The sequence below is a fragment of the Nitrosococcus wardiae genome (assembly GCF_004421105.1).
Lineage (GTDB): Bacteria > Pseudomonadota > Gammaproteobacteria > Nitrosococcales > Nitrosococcaceae > Nitrosococcus > Nitrosococcus wardiae.
Map to the genome: position 1 here is coordinate 108,967 of NZ_CP038033.1, position 15,432 is coordinate 124,398.

General features: G+C 51.5%; 13 protein-coding genes. 3 read left to right on the forward strand and 10 right to left on the reverse strand.

The genetic code is table 11. From position 1 onward, the window contains the following. Positions 1–85: 85 nt before the first annotated feature. The 6 genes from E3U44_RS00550 to E3U44_RS00575 all read right to left on the reverse strand — a co-directional run bounded on the left by E3U44_RS00550 (position 86) and on the right by E3U44_RS00575 (position 9,334). Positions 86–1,555 (reverse strand): ATP-binding protein, encoded by a 1,470-nt coding sequence (locus E3U44_RS00550; protein WP_134356171.1) that lies wholly within the window; start codon positions 1,553–1,555, stop codon positions 86–88. After that, positions 1,555–2,901, reverse strand: coding sequence for a restriction endonuclease subunit S (locus tag E3U44_RS00555; protein WP_206054859.1), 1,347 nt, complete (start codon positions 2,899–2,901; stop codon positions 1,555–1,557). The genes E3U44_RS00550 and E3U44_RS00555 overlap by 1 nt, the downstream gene beginning before the upstream one ends. Beyond that, positions 2,894–5,293: a type I restriction-modification system subunit M gene (locus E3U44_RS00560; RefSeq protein ID WP_134356172.1), complete on the reverse strand. Its 2,400-nt coding sequence runs from the start codon at positions 5,291–5,293 to the stop codon at positions 2,894–2,896. The genes E3U44_RS00555 and E3U44_RS00560 overlap by 8 nt, the downstream gene beginning before the upstream one ends. A gap of 88 nt (positions 5,294–5,381) precedes the next feature. Then, complete coding sequence (locus tag E3U44_RS00565; RefSeq protein WP_240761675.1) at positions 5,382–6,236, reverse strand: YicC/YloC family endoribonuclease; 855 nt, start codon at positions 6,234–6,236, stop codon at positions 5,382–5,384. A 92-nt stretch (positions 6,237–6,328) separates the two neighbouring features. Further along, positions 6,329–8,719, reverse strand: coding sequence for a phosphoketolase family protein (locus E3U44_RS00570; RefSeq protein ID WP_134356174.1), 2,391 nt, complete (start codon positions 8,717–8,719; stop codon positions 6,329–6,331). 138 nt (positions 8,720–8,857) lie between these two features. Then, positions 8,858–9,334 (reverse strand): hypothetical protein, encoded by a 477-nt coding sequence (locus E3U44_RS00575; RefSeq protein ID WP_240761676.1) that lies wholly within the window; start codon positions 9,332–9,334, stop codon positions 8,858–8,860. A 607-nt stretch (positions 9,335–9,941) separates the two neighbouring features. Between E3U44_RS00575 and pap the strand changes: the two genes are divergently transcribed. Next, complete coding sequence (gene pap / locus E3U44_RS00580; RefSeq protein ID WP_134356176.1) at positions 9,942–11,420, forward strand: polyphosphate:AMP phosphotransferase; 1,479 nt, start codon at positions 9,942–9,944, stop codon at positions 11,418–11,420. Here pap and mtnC read toward each other — a convergent pair. From mtnC to E3U44_RS00600, 4 genes are all read right to left on the reverse strand, one after another. After that, positions 11,417–12,094, reverse strand: coding sequence for an acireductone synthase (mtnC, locus tag E3U44_RS00585; protein WP_134356177.1), 678 nt, complete (start codon positions 12,092–12,094; stop codon positions 11,417–11,419). The two genes, pap and mtnC, sit on opposite strands and share 4 nt — an antisense overlap. A 3-nt stretch (positions 12,095–12,097) precedes the next feature. Beyond that, positions 12,098–12,640: a 1,2-dihydroxy-3-keto-5-methylthiopentene dioxygenase gene (locus tag E3U44_RS00590; RefSeq protein ID WP_134356178.1), complete on the reverse strand. Its 543-nt coding sequence runs from the start codon at positions 12,638–12,640 to the stop codon at positions 12,098–12,100. After that, positions 12,637–13,263: a methylthioribulose 1-phosphate dehydratase gene (locus tag E3U44_RS00595; protein WP_206054860.1), complete on the reverse strand. Its 627-nt coding sequence runs from the start codon at positions 13,261–13,263 to the stop codon at positions 12,637–12,639. The genes E3U44_RS00590 and E3U44_RS00595 overlap by 4 nt, the downstream gene beginning before the upstream one ends. Before the next feature lie 133 nt (positions 13,264–13,396). Next, positions 13,397–13,759: a hypothetical protein gene (locus tag E3U44_RS00600; protein WP_134356179.1), complete on the reverse strand. Its 363-nt coding sequence runs from the start codon at positions 13,757–13,759 to the stop codon at positions 13,397–13,399. Between the two features lie 343 nt (positions 13,760–14,102). Between E3U44_RS00600 and rph the strand changes: the two genes are divergently transcribed. Further along, a complete protein-coding gene (gene rph, locus E3U44_RS00605; protein ID WP_134356180.1) occupies positions 14,103–14,822 on the forward strand; it encodes a ribonuclease PH in 720 nt (239 codons plus the stop codon). A gap of 4 nt (positions 14,823–14,826) precedes the next feature. Then, positions 14,827–15,429, forward strand: a complete 603-nt coding sequence (gene rdgB, locus E3U44_RS00610) for an RdgB/HAM1 family non-canonical purine NTP pyrophosphatase (protein ID WP_134356181.1) — start codon at positions 14,827–14,829, stop codon at positions 15,427–15,429. Positions 15,430–15,432: the final 3 nt, after the last annotated feature.

A 15,432-nucleotide genomic window follows, 5' to 3' on the forward strand; every position in this document is an offset into this window, starting at 1 on the left:
TGACATATTGAATTTACGTGATTTTTATCAGGATCTACCGCTTTGGGCAGGTTCGGAGTCAAATGACCGTCAAATGAAGCTGACCTCAGGCCCAATAGGGCACATAGCGATAGACCTTGCGGTTCGCCTTTGGATCGTAAAGACGGATAAGGCCGGCATCGATCGTTTGCTTGATGATGCGGCTAGCCATGGCGCTGTTCCCCTCATCAATGCGGAAACGCTCTCTAAGCGATGTATTGTTCATCGGCTCCCGGTTGACGTACTTGAGGCAACAGTGCTGATAGCAGGCTCGGATACGGTCTTCCATATCCATATCCTTGTATTCCTTGTGGGCAAAGAGGACCACCCGGGTATGCTGTTCTGTCTGCTCAAAGATCGGCGCAGGCAATTGATAGACCTCAATCTGGGCGACAACTTTGTCTATCCCACTACCCCGCTCCTCACAAATACCGATCCGGCGCATAAAGGACGCCAGGGCTTCGTTGCGGCTGCGAGGCGGGCTATCCAAGAAGCGCCGGGTATCCACCAGCGGCACGCCGGGATTGGTGATTTCCAGACGGCTGTCGAACAACTCAATCATCGGTCCGGTGCCGGTGAGGTTGAAATCCTGGTGAATAATGGCGTTAGCCACCAGCTCCCGCAGGGCCAGTTCCGGGTATATGGGCACTTCTTCCCGGAATGCCTTACCGATCTCCTCATTGGCCGGCAGCAGGGTTTTCAGGTAGTCAATCAGGCCCTCAAAGCCCACCGCGTAGCCTTTAGCGCCGGTCAGCTCCCGGACGGTTTGTAGCTTGTTGTTGCCTTTGTAGAGGATCAAGCGCACCGCCTTGCGGGCTAGGGTCTGGAAGTCCTGCAAGCGCTTGGCGAACAGTACGGCACCCAGATGGGTAATATGCCAGTGTCCGCTGTCGCTGCGTTGGATCAGCTGATCCGCTTCCAGCGCGGCGAGAATACTGTCACGCCCCTCGGGCAGAGGTTGGTCCGTCAGGTCAAAATACGCCGGGTAGTCCAGCAGCTTGAGCACTTTGTCGGCTTCAAGGTTTTCCGCCGCATGCTGTCGCTCAAAGGGCACCCGGTCGAATACCCGCCAAAGTCCCCGCTCCTTTTCAGGGAACTCGCGGAGTTTCTTCTTGTAGGAGCCGACCCGAATATACTCCGTGCCATCAAATTGGACTGGCGTATGGCTGGCCGCTTGGATCTCGAGAATCACCACCGGTTGTTCATTGGCTGCACTAAACTCGAAAAAACGGAAATGAATCTTGGGGACCGTCTTCTGCAACAACCAGCTTTCCAATTCCTGCTGTTTATGCCGGGCTTTGGAGGGCTTAAAGCGCGTGCCGACAACCTCATGGCCCTCATCTTCCACACCCCACACCAAATAGGCGGACTGCTTGCCCAGTAGTGCCGATGAGTTGGCCAGGGCGGAGATGTATTCGCCAATCCTAGGCGGGTCGTCATTATCCCGCTTGAACTCCACCCATTCGGTTTCCTTAGGCAGGCTGCACAGCTCCCTCAGCAGGGATTGCAGGCGGGCCGGGTCACGCCCGACCGTCATCAGGCGACCTCCTCTTCCCTTGTTTCCTTGCAGGCTGGTTCTTCCACGCCGGGCACCTTGATCTTGCCGGTGACGGCGCTGTTGATGAGGATGGCTTTGTATTCCTTGAGTTCGGCGATTTGTTGTTGCAGCAGGGTGATGCCTTTGTCCAGTTTGGCGGATTCGGTTTCGATGTGGCTTACAATAGCAATTTGTTCTTCTTTTGGAGGGACAGCTACCTTTATATCCCCAAAATTTTCCGTATAAAGGCGCATAAAGCCAGAAGATCCGGTACCTAACCCTTTTGAGTTAAGCCGAAACTGCGTACCAAGTAGTGGCAGCTTGAACAACCGAAGGAAAAACTCCGGATGTGCTTTCGCGTCTATTTCAAATACTGCGTAATCAGGACTAACCAAACCATGCTTCGCAACCAATCCAAAAATACCGATGGCAGCTCGCATTCTATTCATTACCATTTGACCAGGGCGAACTATCTTATAATCCACCAAGTTTTCATCTGATATGAACTTATCGGAAACTTCATCATGAGGAATAAGACCTTGCTCCATCCTCAAGGAGAACAAAACCTCTTTCCCAGTTTTCGTCCGCTCATTTACTTCTTTGAAAAGATATTTGAGCTTCATTGCACCCCAATGGGCCGGAATCTCACCAATCCACTCCACCCCGGAGTCCCGCATGGGCGCATCCGAGTTGAGGCCACGGGTGACAGCATTCTGGATCAGGATCTGCTTGCGCTCTTTGAGGAGGGCGATTTGCCGTTCCTTGATGCTGGCTGCCTGGTCAATCTGGGCGGTTTTGCGGTCGAGGAAAGTGGCAATGGCGGTTTGTTCAGCCATAGACGGCATAAGAAAAGGGATTTCTTTCATACGCGTCTTGGACAAGTCCCATTGACCGATCCGAACACCGTCAGAAGCACTTGCGAAAAAAGAAATATAGAGTTTGCTTCGAATTGCAAGGTGGAAGAAACGTGGATTCACATGTCTTAGAAAGCTGAATACATAGTAGGCAGGACTGACTATACCAATATGCTCTGATACACCATAAGAACCTTGCCATGCCTTCATTTTATTTATTCCAAATTGACCTTCTTCGACTAATTTGTAGTTACTGAGGTCGTCTGGAATAAAGTTGTGATTCTCATCTTTATTTTCCTTATTCCTCAGGATTACACCTTGTTCCCGAGTGATGGATAACAATGGCAACTCTGGACAGTTTTTGATAGAGACCGGCTTCAATATAGAACCTAATGTAACTACATCCCAATGCGCCGGCACTTCGCCAATCCATTCCATCCCGGAGTCTTTATAAGCCTGATACTTGGGCATGGCGTTTAGCAACTCACTCACCCTCCACCCCCGAAACCTCTTCCACATCAACGCCCAGAATCTCGGCAATCAACCCCTCGGCCTGTTGCTCCAGAGCGATAATCTCCCGAGCCACTTCTTCCATACTCCGTAGGGGCTGGTGGCGGTAGAAATATTTATTAAAGCTAATCTCGTAACCGATTTTCACCGAATCCATATTGATCCAAGCCTCAGGTACGTGGGGTTTAACTTCGGCTTTGAAGTACTGGTGAATATCATTCTTCAGGGGGATGGTTTCGCTATCGCGCAGCTCCGAACTGCTTTCATAGGTGAGGTATTCGCCGGGCTTTTCGGTTGCGTAGTAGCCAAAATCGGCTAGCTCGCTTTCCTCGCAGCCCAGCCGTTGCAGCAAAGTCCGTAGTTGATCCTGGCTGAACTTCTCCACCTTCTTGATGACTTTCTCAGCGTTTTCGTCATACCCGCTAACGGCGCTGAGCAACTGGTTCTTATCGCTGACTCCCAGTTTGACGCCGGTTTCCTTGGCCAGGGCCTTCAGCGCCTTGTCTACTCGCGTTTTGAAGCGGTTAAAATCGTTGAACTCGTCGGTGCCGATAGCTGCCATCAAATGCTTGGCTGTCTGCACTAGGGTGCGGTGCTTCCGCCAGGTCTCCAAGTTCAGCAGTTTCTTGCGCTGCTTGGCGTTAAGGTTCAGCGCCTGTTCTTCGCACCAGGCGAGAATGGCCTTTTCGTGCTCGGCCAGGGCGCCTTTTTCATAAACCCTGTCCCCCCATTGTGCATAGATCCAGGCCATGGGCTCCCCCAGGGCCTTGTCGAAGCGCAGGGTTTCGATGCGTTCGGTACTGAATTGGGCCTTGCGCCGGTCCGGGCGCTCGATGGTGACCTTGTGGTAGCCGAAATCACCATTGTCGAACACCTGGGCGGCGATGCCTTCGGCCCCCGCCGGGCGGTCGATGCTGGCCAGCTCCAGATAGGTTTGAGTGATTTCGCGGATATGCTCCGGGGCAAACTCGCAGTTCTTGTTGCCCAGGTTCTTGCGCAACTTGCGGTAGAGCTGGCTGGCGTCGATCAACTGCACCTTGCCCTGGCGGTGCGGCGGCTTGTGGTTGCTGAGCAGCCAAATATAGGTGGTGATGCCGGTATTGTAGAACAGGTTGTTGGGCAACTGGATGATGGCTTCCAGCAAATCGTTCTCGATGATATGGCGGCGGATGCTGCTCTCGCCGCTGCCGGCGTCGCCGGTGAACAGGCTGGAGCCGTTGTGGACCGAGGCAATGCGGGAGCCCAGGCCTCCTGCCTGGGGGGCTTTCATCTTGCTAATCATATCCATCAGGAACAGCAACTGACCGTCGCTGGAGCGGGGAGCGGCATCGACGGTCTCCACATGGCCCCAATAATCCTTGAGCTGCACCTTGAAGCGGGGGTCGATGACCTCGCCGCCGTCCTTGATATATTTCTGCTCGCCGGCCCAGCTCTTGCCGTAGGGGGGATTGGAGAGCATGAAGTCGAACCGGTTGCCGGCGAATTCGTCCGTGGACAAAGTGGAACCCACCCGGATGTTGGCCGGGTCGTTGCCCTTGATCATCATGTCGGACTTGCAGATGGCGTAGGTCTCGTCGTTGATCTCCTTGCCGTAGAGATACACATCGCCGCTGGCGCGGATGGCGCCCTCTTCGTCCTTGATGAAGTTTTGGGACTCGGTGAGCATGCCGCCGCTGCCGCAGGCCGGGTCGTAGATGGTCATCACCGGCGGCAGCTTGTCCTTGACCGGATCGAAAACCAGGTGAGTCATCAGCTCAATCACCTCGCGGGGGGTGAAGTGCTCCCCGGCCTCTTCGTTGTTCTCTTCGTTGAACCTGCGGATCAGCTCCTCGAACACATAGCCCATCCCCAGGTTGCTGAGGGCGGGCAGGCGGTTGCCCTCCGGGTCTTGGACTTCCTCGTGGGTGAGGTTGATGTAAGGGGAAGTAAACTTCTCCAGCACATCCAGCAGCACGTCCTTGGCCGCCATATGGCGCACCTGGGCCTTGAGGTTGAACTTGCCGATGATCTCCTTGACGTTGCCGCTGTAACCGCTGAGGTACTCTTCCACATTGGCCAGCAAAATCTGCTGGTTGTTGGTGGCGGTTTGGTAGAGCTGTTTCAGGGTCCATTTACTGGCGTTGTAGAACACATAGCCCGAGGCCGCCTGCAAGGCGCTGTCCTCCAACTCGGTCAGTTTCATGTCGTTGCGCTGGAACCGGACTTCCTCCAGCACGGCGGCTTTGGTGGGTTCAAGCAGGGCATCCAGGCGGCGCAAAACCACCATGGGCAGGATCACATCGCGGTACTTGCCCCGAACATAGACATCGCGCAGACAATCGTCGGCAATGGACCAGATAAAGGACACCAGCTTGTTATGGAATGCGTGGTTCATTGAAAGCTTTAAGGGTTAAGGGTTAAGGGTTAAGGGATTAAATTTTTGTTTTCCTTAACCCTTAACACTAAGCGGAAGCGGGGGGAAATTATTCGATGTTTTGAACTTGCTCCCGGACTTGTTCGATGAGCACTTTAAGCTCCACCGCATCTTGGCTAATGGCCACATCCACGGACTTGGCGGCCAAGGTATTGGCCTCTCGATTCAGCTCCTGCATTAAAAAATCCAAACGCCGGCCCACGGGTTCCTTACGCTGAAACACTTGCCGGACTTCAGCCATATGGGCTTGCAGCCGATCCAGTTCCTCCGTGATATCGCTTCTTTGGGCAAAAAGTACTAACTCTTGCTCCAGCCGCCCAGGCTCCAGTTCTGTTTGAACTGTCTCCAATCGAGCGTGCAAGCGTTCTCGAAAACGGCTCATGGCTTGGGGCAACTGGGCGCGGACCCGCTCCACAATTGCCTCAATTTCGCCACAGCGCTGGGTCATAAATACGACTAAACGGGCCCCCTCCGCAGCCCGAGTCGCTAACATCTCATTTAAAGCGTCCTCCAAGGCCGATAAGGCCTCCGTTTTCAGCCGTTCCACATCAAGCGCTGGGCTCTTCAGCACTCCTGGCCAACGCAGCACTTCCAAGCTATTGAGGGGAGCTGGGTGAGGGGCAAGGGCATCGATCTCTTCACAGAGGTGGACTAATTGGCGGGTTAATTGCTCATCAAGAGAAAACTTTACCGCTGCCGCTGAAGGAGAAAAATAACGCAAAGCGCAATCTACTTTTCCCCGCCTAAGCCGATTGCTGACTAATGCCCGGACCTGAGATTCAATAAAACGCAATTCCTCGGGTAAACGCACCGAAATATCCAAATAACGGTGGTTAACCGAGCGAAGTTCCCAAGTGAAAGTCCCCGCATCCCCCTCTCTCCCTTGACGCGCAAACGCTGTCATGCTGTAAATCACAGACTATCTCCAAGCGCAATTTCATAAAATTCCCTTATAGTAACTTGAAGAGGGAGGTAGAACCAGCAGAACCAGATGGTTTACAAGGGCCATTTCCAGTTGCGGATTTCCGGCTTGTCAGTACCATACTCGTGGGCATAGTTGCGGCATTCAATTTGCTTGTCGCGCAGCGCCTCCTTGGCATGAGCGCCCGCCACCTGGAGTGCCGGAATGCGGTTGATGACATCGATAGCCAGGCTAAAGCGGTCGACCTCGTTCTCAATCGCCAGTTCCAAGGGGGTGTTAATGTTGCCCTTCTCCTTATAGCCGCGAACGTGCAGATTACGATGGTTGGTGCGCCGGTAGGCCAAGCGATGGATAAGCCAAGGATAGCCATGAAAGTTGAAGATAATGGGTTTGTCCACGGTAAACAGGCTATCGAAATCCCGATCCGAAAGCCCATGAGGGTGCTCACTGGCAGAGGTAAGAGTATAGAGGTCCACCACGTTGAGAAAGCGGATCTTGAGGTTCTGGAAGTGCTCACGCAGCAGCGCCGTCGCCGCCAGGGCTTCCTGGGTTGCCATATCACCGCACCCGACCATCACCACGTCAGGCTCTGTTCCCTGGTCATTGCTGGCCCAGTCCCAAATACCGATGCCCTTAGTACAGTGCTTAATGGCCGCATCCATATCCAGGTACTGCAAATGCTTTTGCTTATCCGCCACGATTACATTGACATCGTTGCTGCTCTTGAGGCAATGGTCGGCCACACTGAGCAGGGTGTTGACATCGGGCGGCAGGTAGATGCGGGTCACAGTGGGACTTTTGTTCACCACCACATCAAGGAAACCGGGATCCTGGTGGGTAAAGCCGTTGTGATCCTGTCGCCAAACGGTTGAAGTGATAAGGAAATTGAGGGAGGGAATCGGCGCTCGCCAGGGGATATCCTCGGAGATGTCCAGCCATTTGGCATGCTGGTTGAACATGGAATCGATCACATGGACAAAGGCCTCGTAGGTGGCGAAAAAGCCATGGCGACCCGTGAGGAGATATCCCTCTAACCAGCCCTCCAGGGTATGCTCGGAGAGCATCTCCATCACCCGCCCGTCGGGGGCAAGCTCCCCGCCATCGGCATCCTCTGGTAGATAATCCGCAAGCCACGTCTTTTTGCTGGCTTCATAAACGGCGTTCAGCTTATTGGAAGTCGTCTCGTCAGGGCCGAATAACCGGAAATTATCAGGGTTTCTGCTCATGGTATCGCGCAGAAACTTACCAAGAGGTGGGGTGTTTTCAACCTCAATCTGGCCTGGCTTCGGCACCTGGACCCCGTAGTCGCGAAAGTTAGGCAGGCGCAGCGCTTTACGCAGCAGGCCACCATTGGCATGGGGGTTGGCGCTCATACGCCGGTGTCCCGCCGGGGCCAGTGCCTTCAGCACGGGGATGAGCTTGCCGTTGGCATCAAAATGCTTTTCCGGTTGGTAGCTGCGCATCCATTCCTCCAGCATTTTTAAATGCGCCGGATTGTCGCGCATGCCAGACAAAGGCACCTGGTGGGAGCGCCAGTAACCTTCCATCTTATGCCCGTCCACCTCCTTAGGGCCAGTCCAGCCCTTGGGGCTATGGAGTACGATCATGGGCCAACGGGGCCGGCTTGGAATGCCAGTGCGGCGTGCTTCATCCTGAACCCTTTGGATCTCTGCCACACATTGCTCTAGGGTCGCCGCCATCGCCTGATGCATAAGCTCCGGATCATCTCCCTCCACAAAATAGGGGATCCAGCCGTAGCCCTTGAATAAGTTATCCAATTCCTCATGGGAAATGCGTGCAAGGAGGGTCGGATTGTTAATTTTGTAGCCGTTTAAATGGAGGACAGGCAAAACGGCACCATCCCGTATCGGATTGAGGAATTTATTGGAGTGCCAGGCAGTGGCTAGCGCCCCCGTTTCAGCTTCTCCATCGCCTACTACCGCAGCCACGATGAGATCCGGGTTATCGAAGGCAGCACCAAAGGCATGGGAGAGGCTGTAGCCAAGCTCACCACCCTCATGGATGGAACCAGGGGTCTCCGGAGTACAGTGACTACCGATACCGCCGGGAAAGGAAAATTCCTTGAAGAAGCGACGCATCCCCTCTTCATCCTCTCCTTTATTGGGGTAGACCTCTCCATAGACTCCCTCCAAATAGACAGGTGCCAATACGCCGGGGGCGCCATGGCCCGGCCCAGCGATGAAGATCATATTCAGCTCCTGCTTCTTGATGAGCCGATTCAAATGAATATAGATAAAGCTGAGCCCAGGGCTTGTCCCCCAATGGCCGAGGAGGCGCTGTTTGATATGCTCCGGCTTAAGAGGCTCTCGCAATAAGGGGTTATCCTGGAGGTAAATCATGCCGACGGCAAGATAGTTGCACGCCTGCCAATAAGCATGGATCTTTCTTAGCTCTTCCTCTGATAAGGGACCCCGCTGCGCCTCCGATTTTACTGTTGCAGACATATTGACTTCATCCTCCCATGGTATTTAAGCGTTTTACCTATTTTCATTATGGGTCCAGGTCTACCCATTTTGAAGGCGCTTTGAGAGCAAATCCGTTTGCAGCTGGTTTTAATGAGGGTGTTAGCGAGACATTCGGGCTTAACGGGCTGTCACCAGGAAATAATGAGGCTTTCCTTCATGGAAAAGCTCAATAGACCCGGAATAAGAGCGTACTTCACCGGGATCGAGAACAGCTTCATCGGGAGTCAACATCATATTCGTAATCTCTGCTGATCCAATCTGAATACCCGCATGGTCGAAAAGGAGGATTTTTACTTCAGGACGTATCACCGACAAGGTATCATTTTGCAGTACTACCCGGTACTCGGTGGTTATTTCTCCCTGAGCCTTGATCAGGGTAAAAATAATATTCCGTAGGTATTTGTAAGTAATAGAGATGGCCTCGTCGTACTCTAAAGGCACTAAACGCGGCAGCCGCCCTTGAACCAAGGTCTTCATCTCACCCTGCAGCTTTTCTAATGCTGCGGTTGTCGCCGTTAGCTGCCGTGACTGCTTATAAAATTCTGCTGAAATCTGATCATTTTCCGCAGACAATTTGGAGGTGTAGAGCCACATGATAAGAATTATTAATGAGAATAAAAAAATGAGGCTACCAAGAGCGATCTTAAGCAACTTAATTTTTAGCTCGCTTCGACGCCGTCTTTGCGAGCGGCTCACATAGGGTTGAGCGAACTGAGAGCGAAGCTCTGTAGCAGGTCTGTCCCCCTCCGGTCTTGGTCGAATCTTCCCCTCAATAGACGATAAGGAATTTTGTCGCATTTCACTATTATCCATTCTTATACCAATTTCATGTCATTTTGCATTGTATAAGTTCAGTTTAAACAATCACTTGAAGCCTTAATAGATTGCACTCTTTGATTAAATTGGTATTATCCCGACGACTTACGGCGCTAATAAAATCCAATGCTTGGGATCCATTGCTTGGGATCCATTGACGGTGAAAATCTAAACTAAGCCTTTCATGCAACCTTCCAAATTACATACCAACATAAAAAAATAGTTACATTTTCGACACTTATGTCTACCTTAAATGAGTAGGCATCAGGATTTTTTACACTTTATTCTTATTTTATCAATGCAATATATATTTTTATTATTATCTTCATGTATTTAGAAAAAATAATTAAATGTTTATTTTTTTTACATTATAAGAATGAACCCCATGCTAGAGGCAGCCAAACAAAAACATAAGCTCTCCAAAAAAGAGTATAAAAAGGTGCTCCCCTTTTTACGCACCCGCTTATTGCTGATACAACAGATGCTAACCAAAGCAGATTTTCCGGTCATTATTCTGATTTCGGGCGTTGATGGGAGTGGCAAGGGAGCAATTATCAATCGGCTTAACAAGTGGATGGACCCCCATTACATTCAAACCCATGCTTTTGGCCCCCCCTCGGATGAAGAGCGAGAGCGTCCTCCCCATTGGCGCTATTGGCTTGCATTACCCCCCGACGGACACATGGGTATCTTCGCCGGTTCCTGGTATAGCGATCCTCTCTCCCGTTATATGGAAGGACTGATGGATTTCAAGCAGATAGAGAAAGCGCTGGCCCGCATTCACAAACTAGAAGAAGAACTCATTAAGGATGGTGCCTTAATTCTCAAATACTGGCTGCACCTTAGCAAAACCCAGCAACGTCAGCATTTCAAGGATCTCATGAAAAACCCTAAAACCCGCTGGCGGGTCACCAAGCGCGATCTGAAGCACCTTAAACTTTATGATAGGTTTTGCGCTATTGCAGAGCATACCCTAAAGGCAACCCATACGACCGAATCGCCCTGGCTAATCGTGAATGGGAGCAATCGATATTACCGGGATCTTAAAATTGGCAACGACCTCTATCACCGCATTACCTCTCATCTAGAAACGCGCATTTCAGCTACTGCCCCTCCCCCACCACCTCTGATAAAACCCCATTCCGCCAGAGAGACGGACCGACTGGGTGGGCTCGACCTGACCCAGTCTCTCTCAAAAAAAAGCTACAAAACTCAACGCAAGCACTACCAAGAGCGACTAAGCCAGCTAGCACGGCAGGCTAATAAAAACAAAGTCTCTACTCTCTTAGTATTTGAAGGCTGGGATGCCGCTGGCAAAGGGGGAGCCATTCGGCGCATCACTCAAGCCCTAGATGCCCGGCAATACCGCGTTATTCCTTTTGCCGCTCCCATGGATGAAGAAAAAGCCCACCATTATCTTTGGCGTTTTTGGCGCCACCTTCCGCGGGCCGGTCGAATCACCATTTATGATCGTAGCTGGTACGGGCGGGTGCTGGTGGAGCGCATCGAAGGCTTGGCCACCCATGCAGAATGGAGGCGCGCCTATGGGGAGATTAACGATTTTGAGGAAGAGCTCACAGATCACGGGATTTTGGTTATCAAATATTGGCTGCATATTAGTCAAGAGGAACAACTACGCCGTTTCAAAGAACGGGAGAAAACCCCTTATAAACAATTCAAAATTACCGAGGAAGATTACCGCAATCGGGAAAAATGGGAAGAATACCAGGCGGCCGCCAACGAGATGATTGCGCGCACCCATACCCCCTATGCCCCCTGGTATTTAATCGAAGGCAATGACAAGCGCTTTACCCGGATTAAGGTCTTAAAAATCTTCTGTGAGCGGCTAGCTAATGCCCTTTAGGCGGCAAGAGAGTCAAAATCACGCACCTGGAGGTGGGATGCCGTGGGATTGAGTTCTCCCTCCCGAATCAGCCATACGGTTTGCATTCCTACCTTAGCTGCCGCATCTAATTCTTCCTCCACATCAGAAAGAAAAAGAATTTCTTCAGGCCGAAAACCGATGATTTCAGCAATACGCCGATAAGAATCGGGTGCTCGCTTCGAGCCAGTGCGGGTATCAAAATAGCCATCAAAAAGGGGTGTCAAGTCGCCCCCAGGGGTATGGGCGAATAATAACCTCTGAGCCTCAACGGAGCCAGAGGAGAAAACATAAAGCTTAAGACCCGCCTCATGCCAAGCACGCAAATTGCGCTCCACATCCGGGTAAAGGTGACTGGTAAAATCACCCTGCTGATAACCTGCCTCCCATAACAATCCTTGCAGGGATTTCAGCGCTGACACCTTGGCATCGGCATCGATCCAAGCCAATAACTGGCGAATAATCCCTTTTTTATTCAAAGGCTTATCTGGCGTCTCCGCCTGCACTTCCTTAAGCAAAGGCGCCACCTGGGGATCTTCTGCATGTTGCTTCACAAAGTCTTCCATCCGTTCCCGCGCATAGGGGAAAAGCACGTCCTTCACGAAAGACAGGGAGGTGGTCGTCCCCTCAATATCCGTAACAATCGCCCGGATCATGGCTTATTGACTCAAGCGGGGAAATCGATCCGCAATGTCGTCACCGGTAAAATCGGCAACCCACCCTTCTGGTGTGGTAAAGAGGCGGATACATTTCAAATTTGGATTTTCCCCCATATCAAACCAGTGGGGTAGGCCTGCAGGCACGCTAATAAAATCCCCCTGCTCACATAGCAAGGCGTATACTTTACCCTGAGTATGAAGATAAAACTGTCCCCGACCCTCCACAAAAAAGCGCACCTCAAAATCGCTATGGGTATGTTCACTCAGGAATTTTTCCCGAAGTGCCTGCTTTTCTGGATGATCAGGCTTAACGCTAATCACATCCACTGACTTAAAACCATACTCCCGACACAGCCGGTCTACGGAAGTTTGATAGGCCGCCAGGATTTCCTCCTGGGAAGCCCCCGGGGCCAAAGACTGGGGTGTCTCCCACCGTTGGAAACACACCCCGATCCCGTCCATGAATTTAGCAATCTCTTCAACTCCCCCATAGCTCTCAACCTGGGTGGAGTCATTTTCATGGTAAATTTTCAATAGGCTCATGGGCTTTGTAACCTCCGTCTGAGCACCTCACACTCAAACAAAAATTCTAAGGCCTCCACGTGGCGGCAGGCTTCCTCTACACTACGCCCCCAAGTATACAAGCCATGTCCTGCAATAAGATACCCAGGGCTGTCTGGATTTTGCCCCAAATAATCATCCACCGCAGCCGCTAAGCGGCCCATATCTTGGTCGTTAGGGAAAATAGGAACCCGCACGGTCGCCTGATGGGTCTTTATCCCGGGGAAAGCTTTCAATACCTCGTAATCGCTCAATATCAACTCACCCGATAGCATACGGGACAATACAGTGGAGTAAACCGAATGGGTATGGAAAATGGCATTGACTTCAGGAACACGCCGGTATAAGGCGGCATGGAGCAGGGTCTCGGCGGAGGGATGCTTGCCGGTCGTTAAGGGATCACCTTGCAAATTCGCAAGCAGCATCCCCTCAGGGCTCAATTGACCCTTATGCCAACCGGACACGGTGATGACCATGCCGTTGGAATCAATGCGGGCGGAAAAATTGCCGCTGGTGGCAGGAACCCAACCGCGCTCAAAAAAGAAACGGCCAACTCTTACCAATTGCGCCATAGCTTGTTGGCAAAGAGCATTCTTTTCATCCAAATGTCACGAATCCTCTATAACAGGAATATTTTGCTCTATACAGGGCTGATGCCCGATCGCTGGCGCCGCCACGACTAGGGGTACTGGTCTCCCCCTTCTAAACGGGAGAAGGTCACTGACAGCTCATAGCCCCCTACCCACCCTGCTCGATGCTGGCGGTGGATTCCTGCGGAGTTTTCTGCCTCCAAGATTGAGGTATTTTTCTACCACAGAATCCTTCTTCTGGGTAAAGGGGGGAAAGATCTAATGATAAAGTAATGACTTGCCACTCTTCTAAGAGTTTCCCATACACCTTATCGCTTTCCGCTTCATCTTGCACTTCTGGGTGTTCCGTCAACAATTGCAAGTGATGAACAATTGCCCGGGCGGTTTGGGAACAGGGATGGGTCATAAAGCGAGTCATGAGATAACAGACCGTAGCTTCTAATCCATAAAAAGCAACCTGCGGGCTGGTGCTCTTTTTTAATGGTATTTCATTAGATATTGAGTTAGGCATCTTGGCTCTCCTTAGACGCTGCCTCGGCTTTTGTTTAATTAGGGACAGTATCGTATATATAACATTTCTAGTTAGGCGCTTGTTAGGCGCTTGGGGCGAGCGTGACCGGACACGGACACGCTGACCCCAAGCCCGATGAAGTTCCATCTAAATAGGGACCGCTATAGTGCAAATGATAATAATTATCATTAATAAATCAAGTCAAGCACTATCCTGCGCTGTTTTTCTTCCTTCCCTCCCTCATGGAGACCTAAAAGTTATAATATAGATTCTTGAACCTCTCATGACTCTTAGAAGAAGTTATGATGATAGGGGTTTTTAAAATCCGGAAAGGAAATCAACCATGAGACCAAGCGGCCGCGCTCCAGACGAACTACGCCCTATCCGCCTTACCCGCCACTACACCAAATATGCCGAAGGCTCGGTATTGGTGGAATTTGGCGATACTCGAGTTATCTGTAATGCTTCGGTTGAAGAACGAGTTCCCCGCTTTCTAAAAGGCAAAGGACAAGGTTGGGTGACTGCTGAATATGGAATGCTCCCCCGTTCTACCAATATCCGAATGGGGCGGGAAGCCGCTCAGGGACGGCAAGGAGGACGCACCATGGAGATTCAGCGCCTTATTGGCCGCTCTTTACGGGCGGTAGTCGATCTGACTGCCTTGGGGGAAGTCACTGTGGCTATCGATTGTGATGTCATCCAGGCTGATGGGGGCACCCGTACCTCTGCCATCACAGGAGCCTACGTGGCCTTGGTAGACGCAGTTGGCAGCCTGCTTAAAAAAAGAGTCATTGCCCATAGTCCTATTCACGGCCAAGTGGCTTCAGTATCAGTCGGTATTTACGAAGGGAGGCCTGTGCTAGATTTAGATTATATAGAAGATTCCACAGCGGAAACCGACATGAATGTGATCATGAATGAGGCCGGGGGATTTATTGAAATCCAAGGAACTGCCGAGGGCCATGCTTTCCGAATGAACGAACTGCAAGCCATGCTCGATTTAGCGAAAACCGGAATTGGCACTTTACTTGCCAAACAGACAGAAGCCCTTGCCAAGAGTTAGAATCATGGCCCCGCTACAAATTATCTTGGCAAGCAATAATCCCGGCAAATTGCGGGAAATGGGCGAAATTTTAAGTAAGCTTAGCATGGAGGTCATTTCCCAGTCTGCATTCAAAGTGCCTGAGGTGGCAGAAACAGGTCTTAGCTTTGTGGAGAATGCCCTCATTAAGGCCCGCAATGCCGCCCGTCATACGGGGCTTGCTGCCATTGCCGATGATTCCGGCCTTGAGGTGGATGCCCTAGATGGCCAGCCGGGAATCCACTCAGCCCGCTATGCAGGTCCAAACGCCACCGATCGGGAAAACCTGGAAAAACTGTTAGAAAACCTCAAGGAGGTAGCTAAAAATCAGCTTAACGTCCGTTATCAATGTGTCATCGTCTATATGCGACATTGGCAAGATCCTACTCCACGGATCTGCCAAGGAACTTGGGAAGGACAGATCATTTCCCCCCCCCAGGGCAGTGGCGGGTTTGGTTATGATCCTATCTTCTACCTGCCTGAGCGTCACTGTACCGCAGCAGAGCTGCCACCAGCAGAAAAAAATCGCCTCAGCCACCGCGGCAAAGCCTTAAGGGCTCTGCTAGATGCCCTCCGCCAAGAAGCTTAAAGG

Coding starts and splice junctions, on each gene's coding strand:
- E3U44_RS00575 (WP_240761676.1), bottom strand. CDS start 9,334: ATGTGGCTCTACACCTCCAAATTGTCTGCGGAAAATGATCAGATTTCA.
- E3U44_RS00565 (WP_240761675.1), bottom strand. CDS start 6,236: ATGACAGCGTTTGCGCGTCAAGGGAGAGAGGGGGATGCGGGGACTTTC.
- pap (WP_134356176.1), top strand. CDS start 9,942: ATGCTAGAGGCAGCCAAACAAAAACATAAGCTCTCCAAAAAAGAGTAT.
- E3U44_RS00590 (WP_134356178.1), bottom strand. CDS start 12,640: ATGAGCCTATTGAAAATTTACCATGAAAATGACTCCACCCAGGTTGAG.
- E3U44_RS00560 (WP_134356172.1), bottom strand. CDS start 5,293: ATGAACCACGCATTCCATAACAAGCTGGTGTCCTTTATCTGGTCCATT.
- rph (WP_134356180.1), top strand. CDS start 14,103: ATGAGACCAAGCGGCCGCGCTCCAGACGAACTACGCCCTATCCGCCTT.
- mtnC (WP_134356177.1), bottom strand. CDS start 12,094: ATGATCCGGGCGATTGTTACGGATATTGAGGGGACGACCACCTCCCTG.
- E3U44_RS00570 (WP_134356174.1), bottom strand. CDS start 8,719: ATGTCTGCAACAGTAAAATCGGAGGCGCAGCGGGGTCCCTTATCAGAG.
- rdgB (WP_134356181.1), top strand. CDS start 14,827: ATGGCCCCGCTACAAATTATCTTGGCAAGCAATAATCCCGGCAAATTG.
- E3U44_RS00600 (WP_134356179.1), bottom strand. CDS start 13,759: ATGCCTAACTCAATATCTAATGAAATACCATTAAAAAAGAGCACCAGC.
- E3U44_RS00550 (WP_134356171.1), bottom strand. CDS start 1,555: ATGACGGTCGGGCGTGACCCGGCCCGCCTGCAATCCCTGCTGAGGGAG.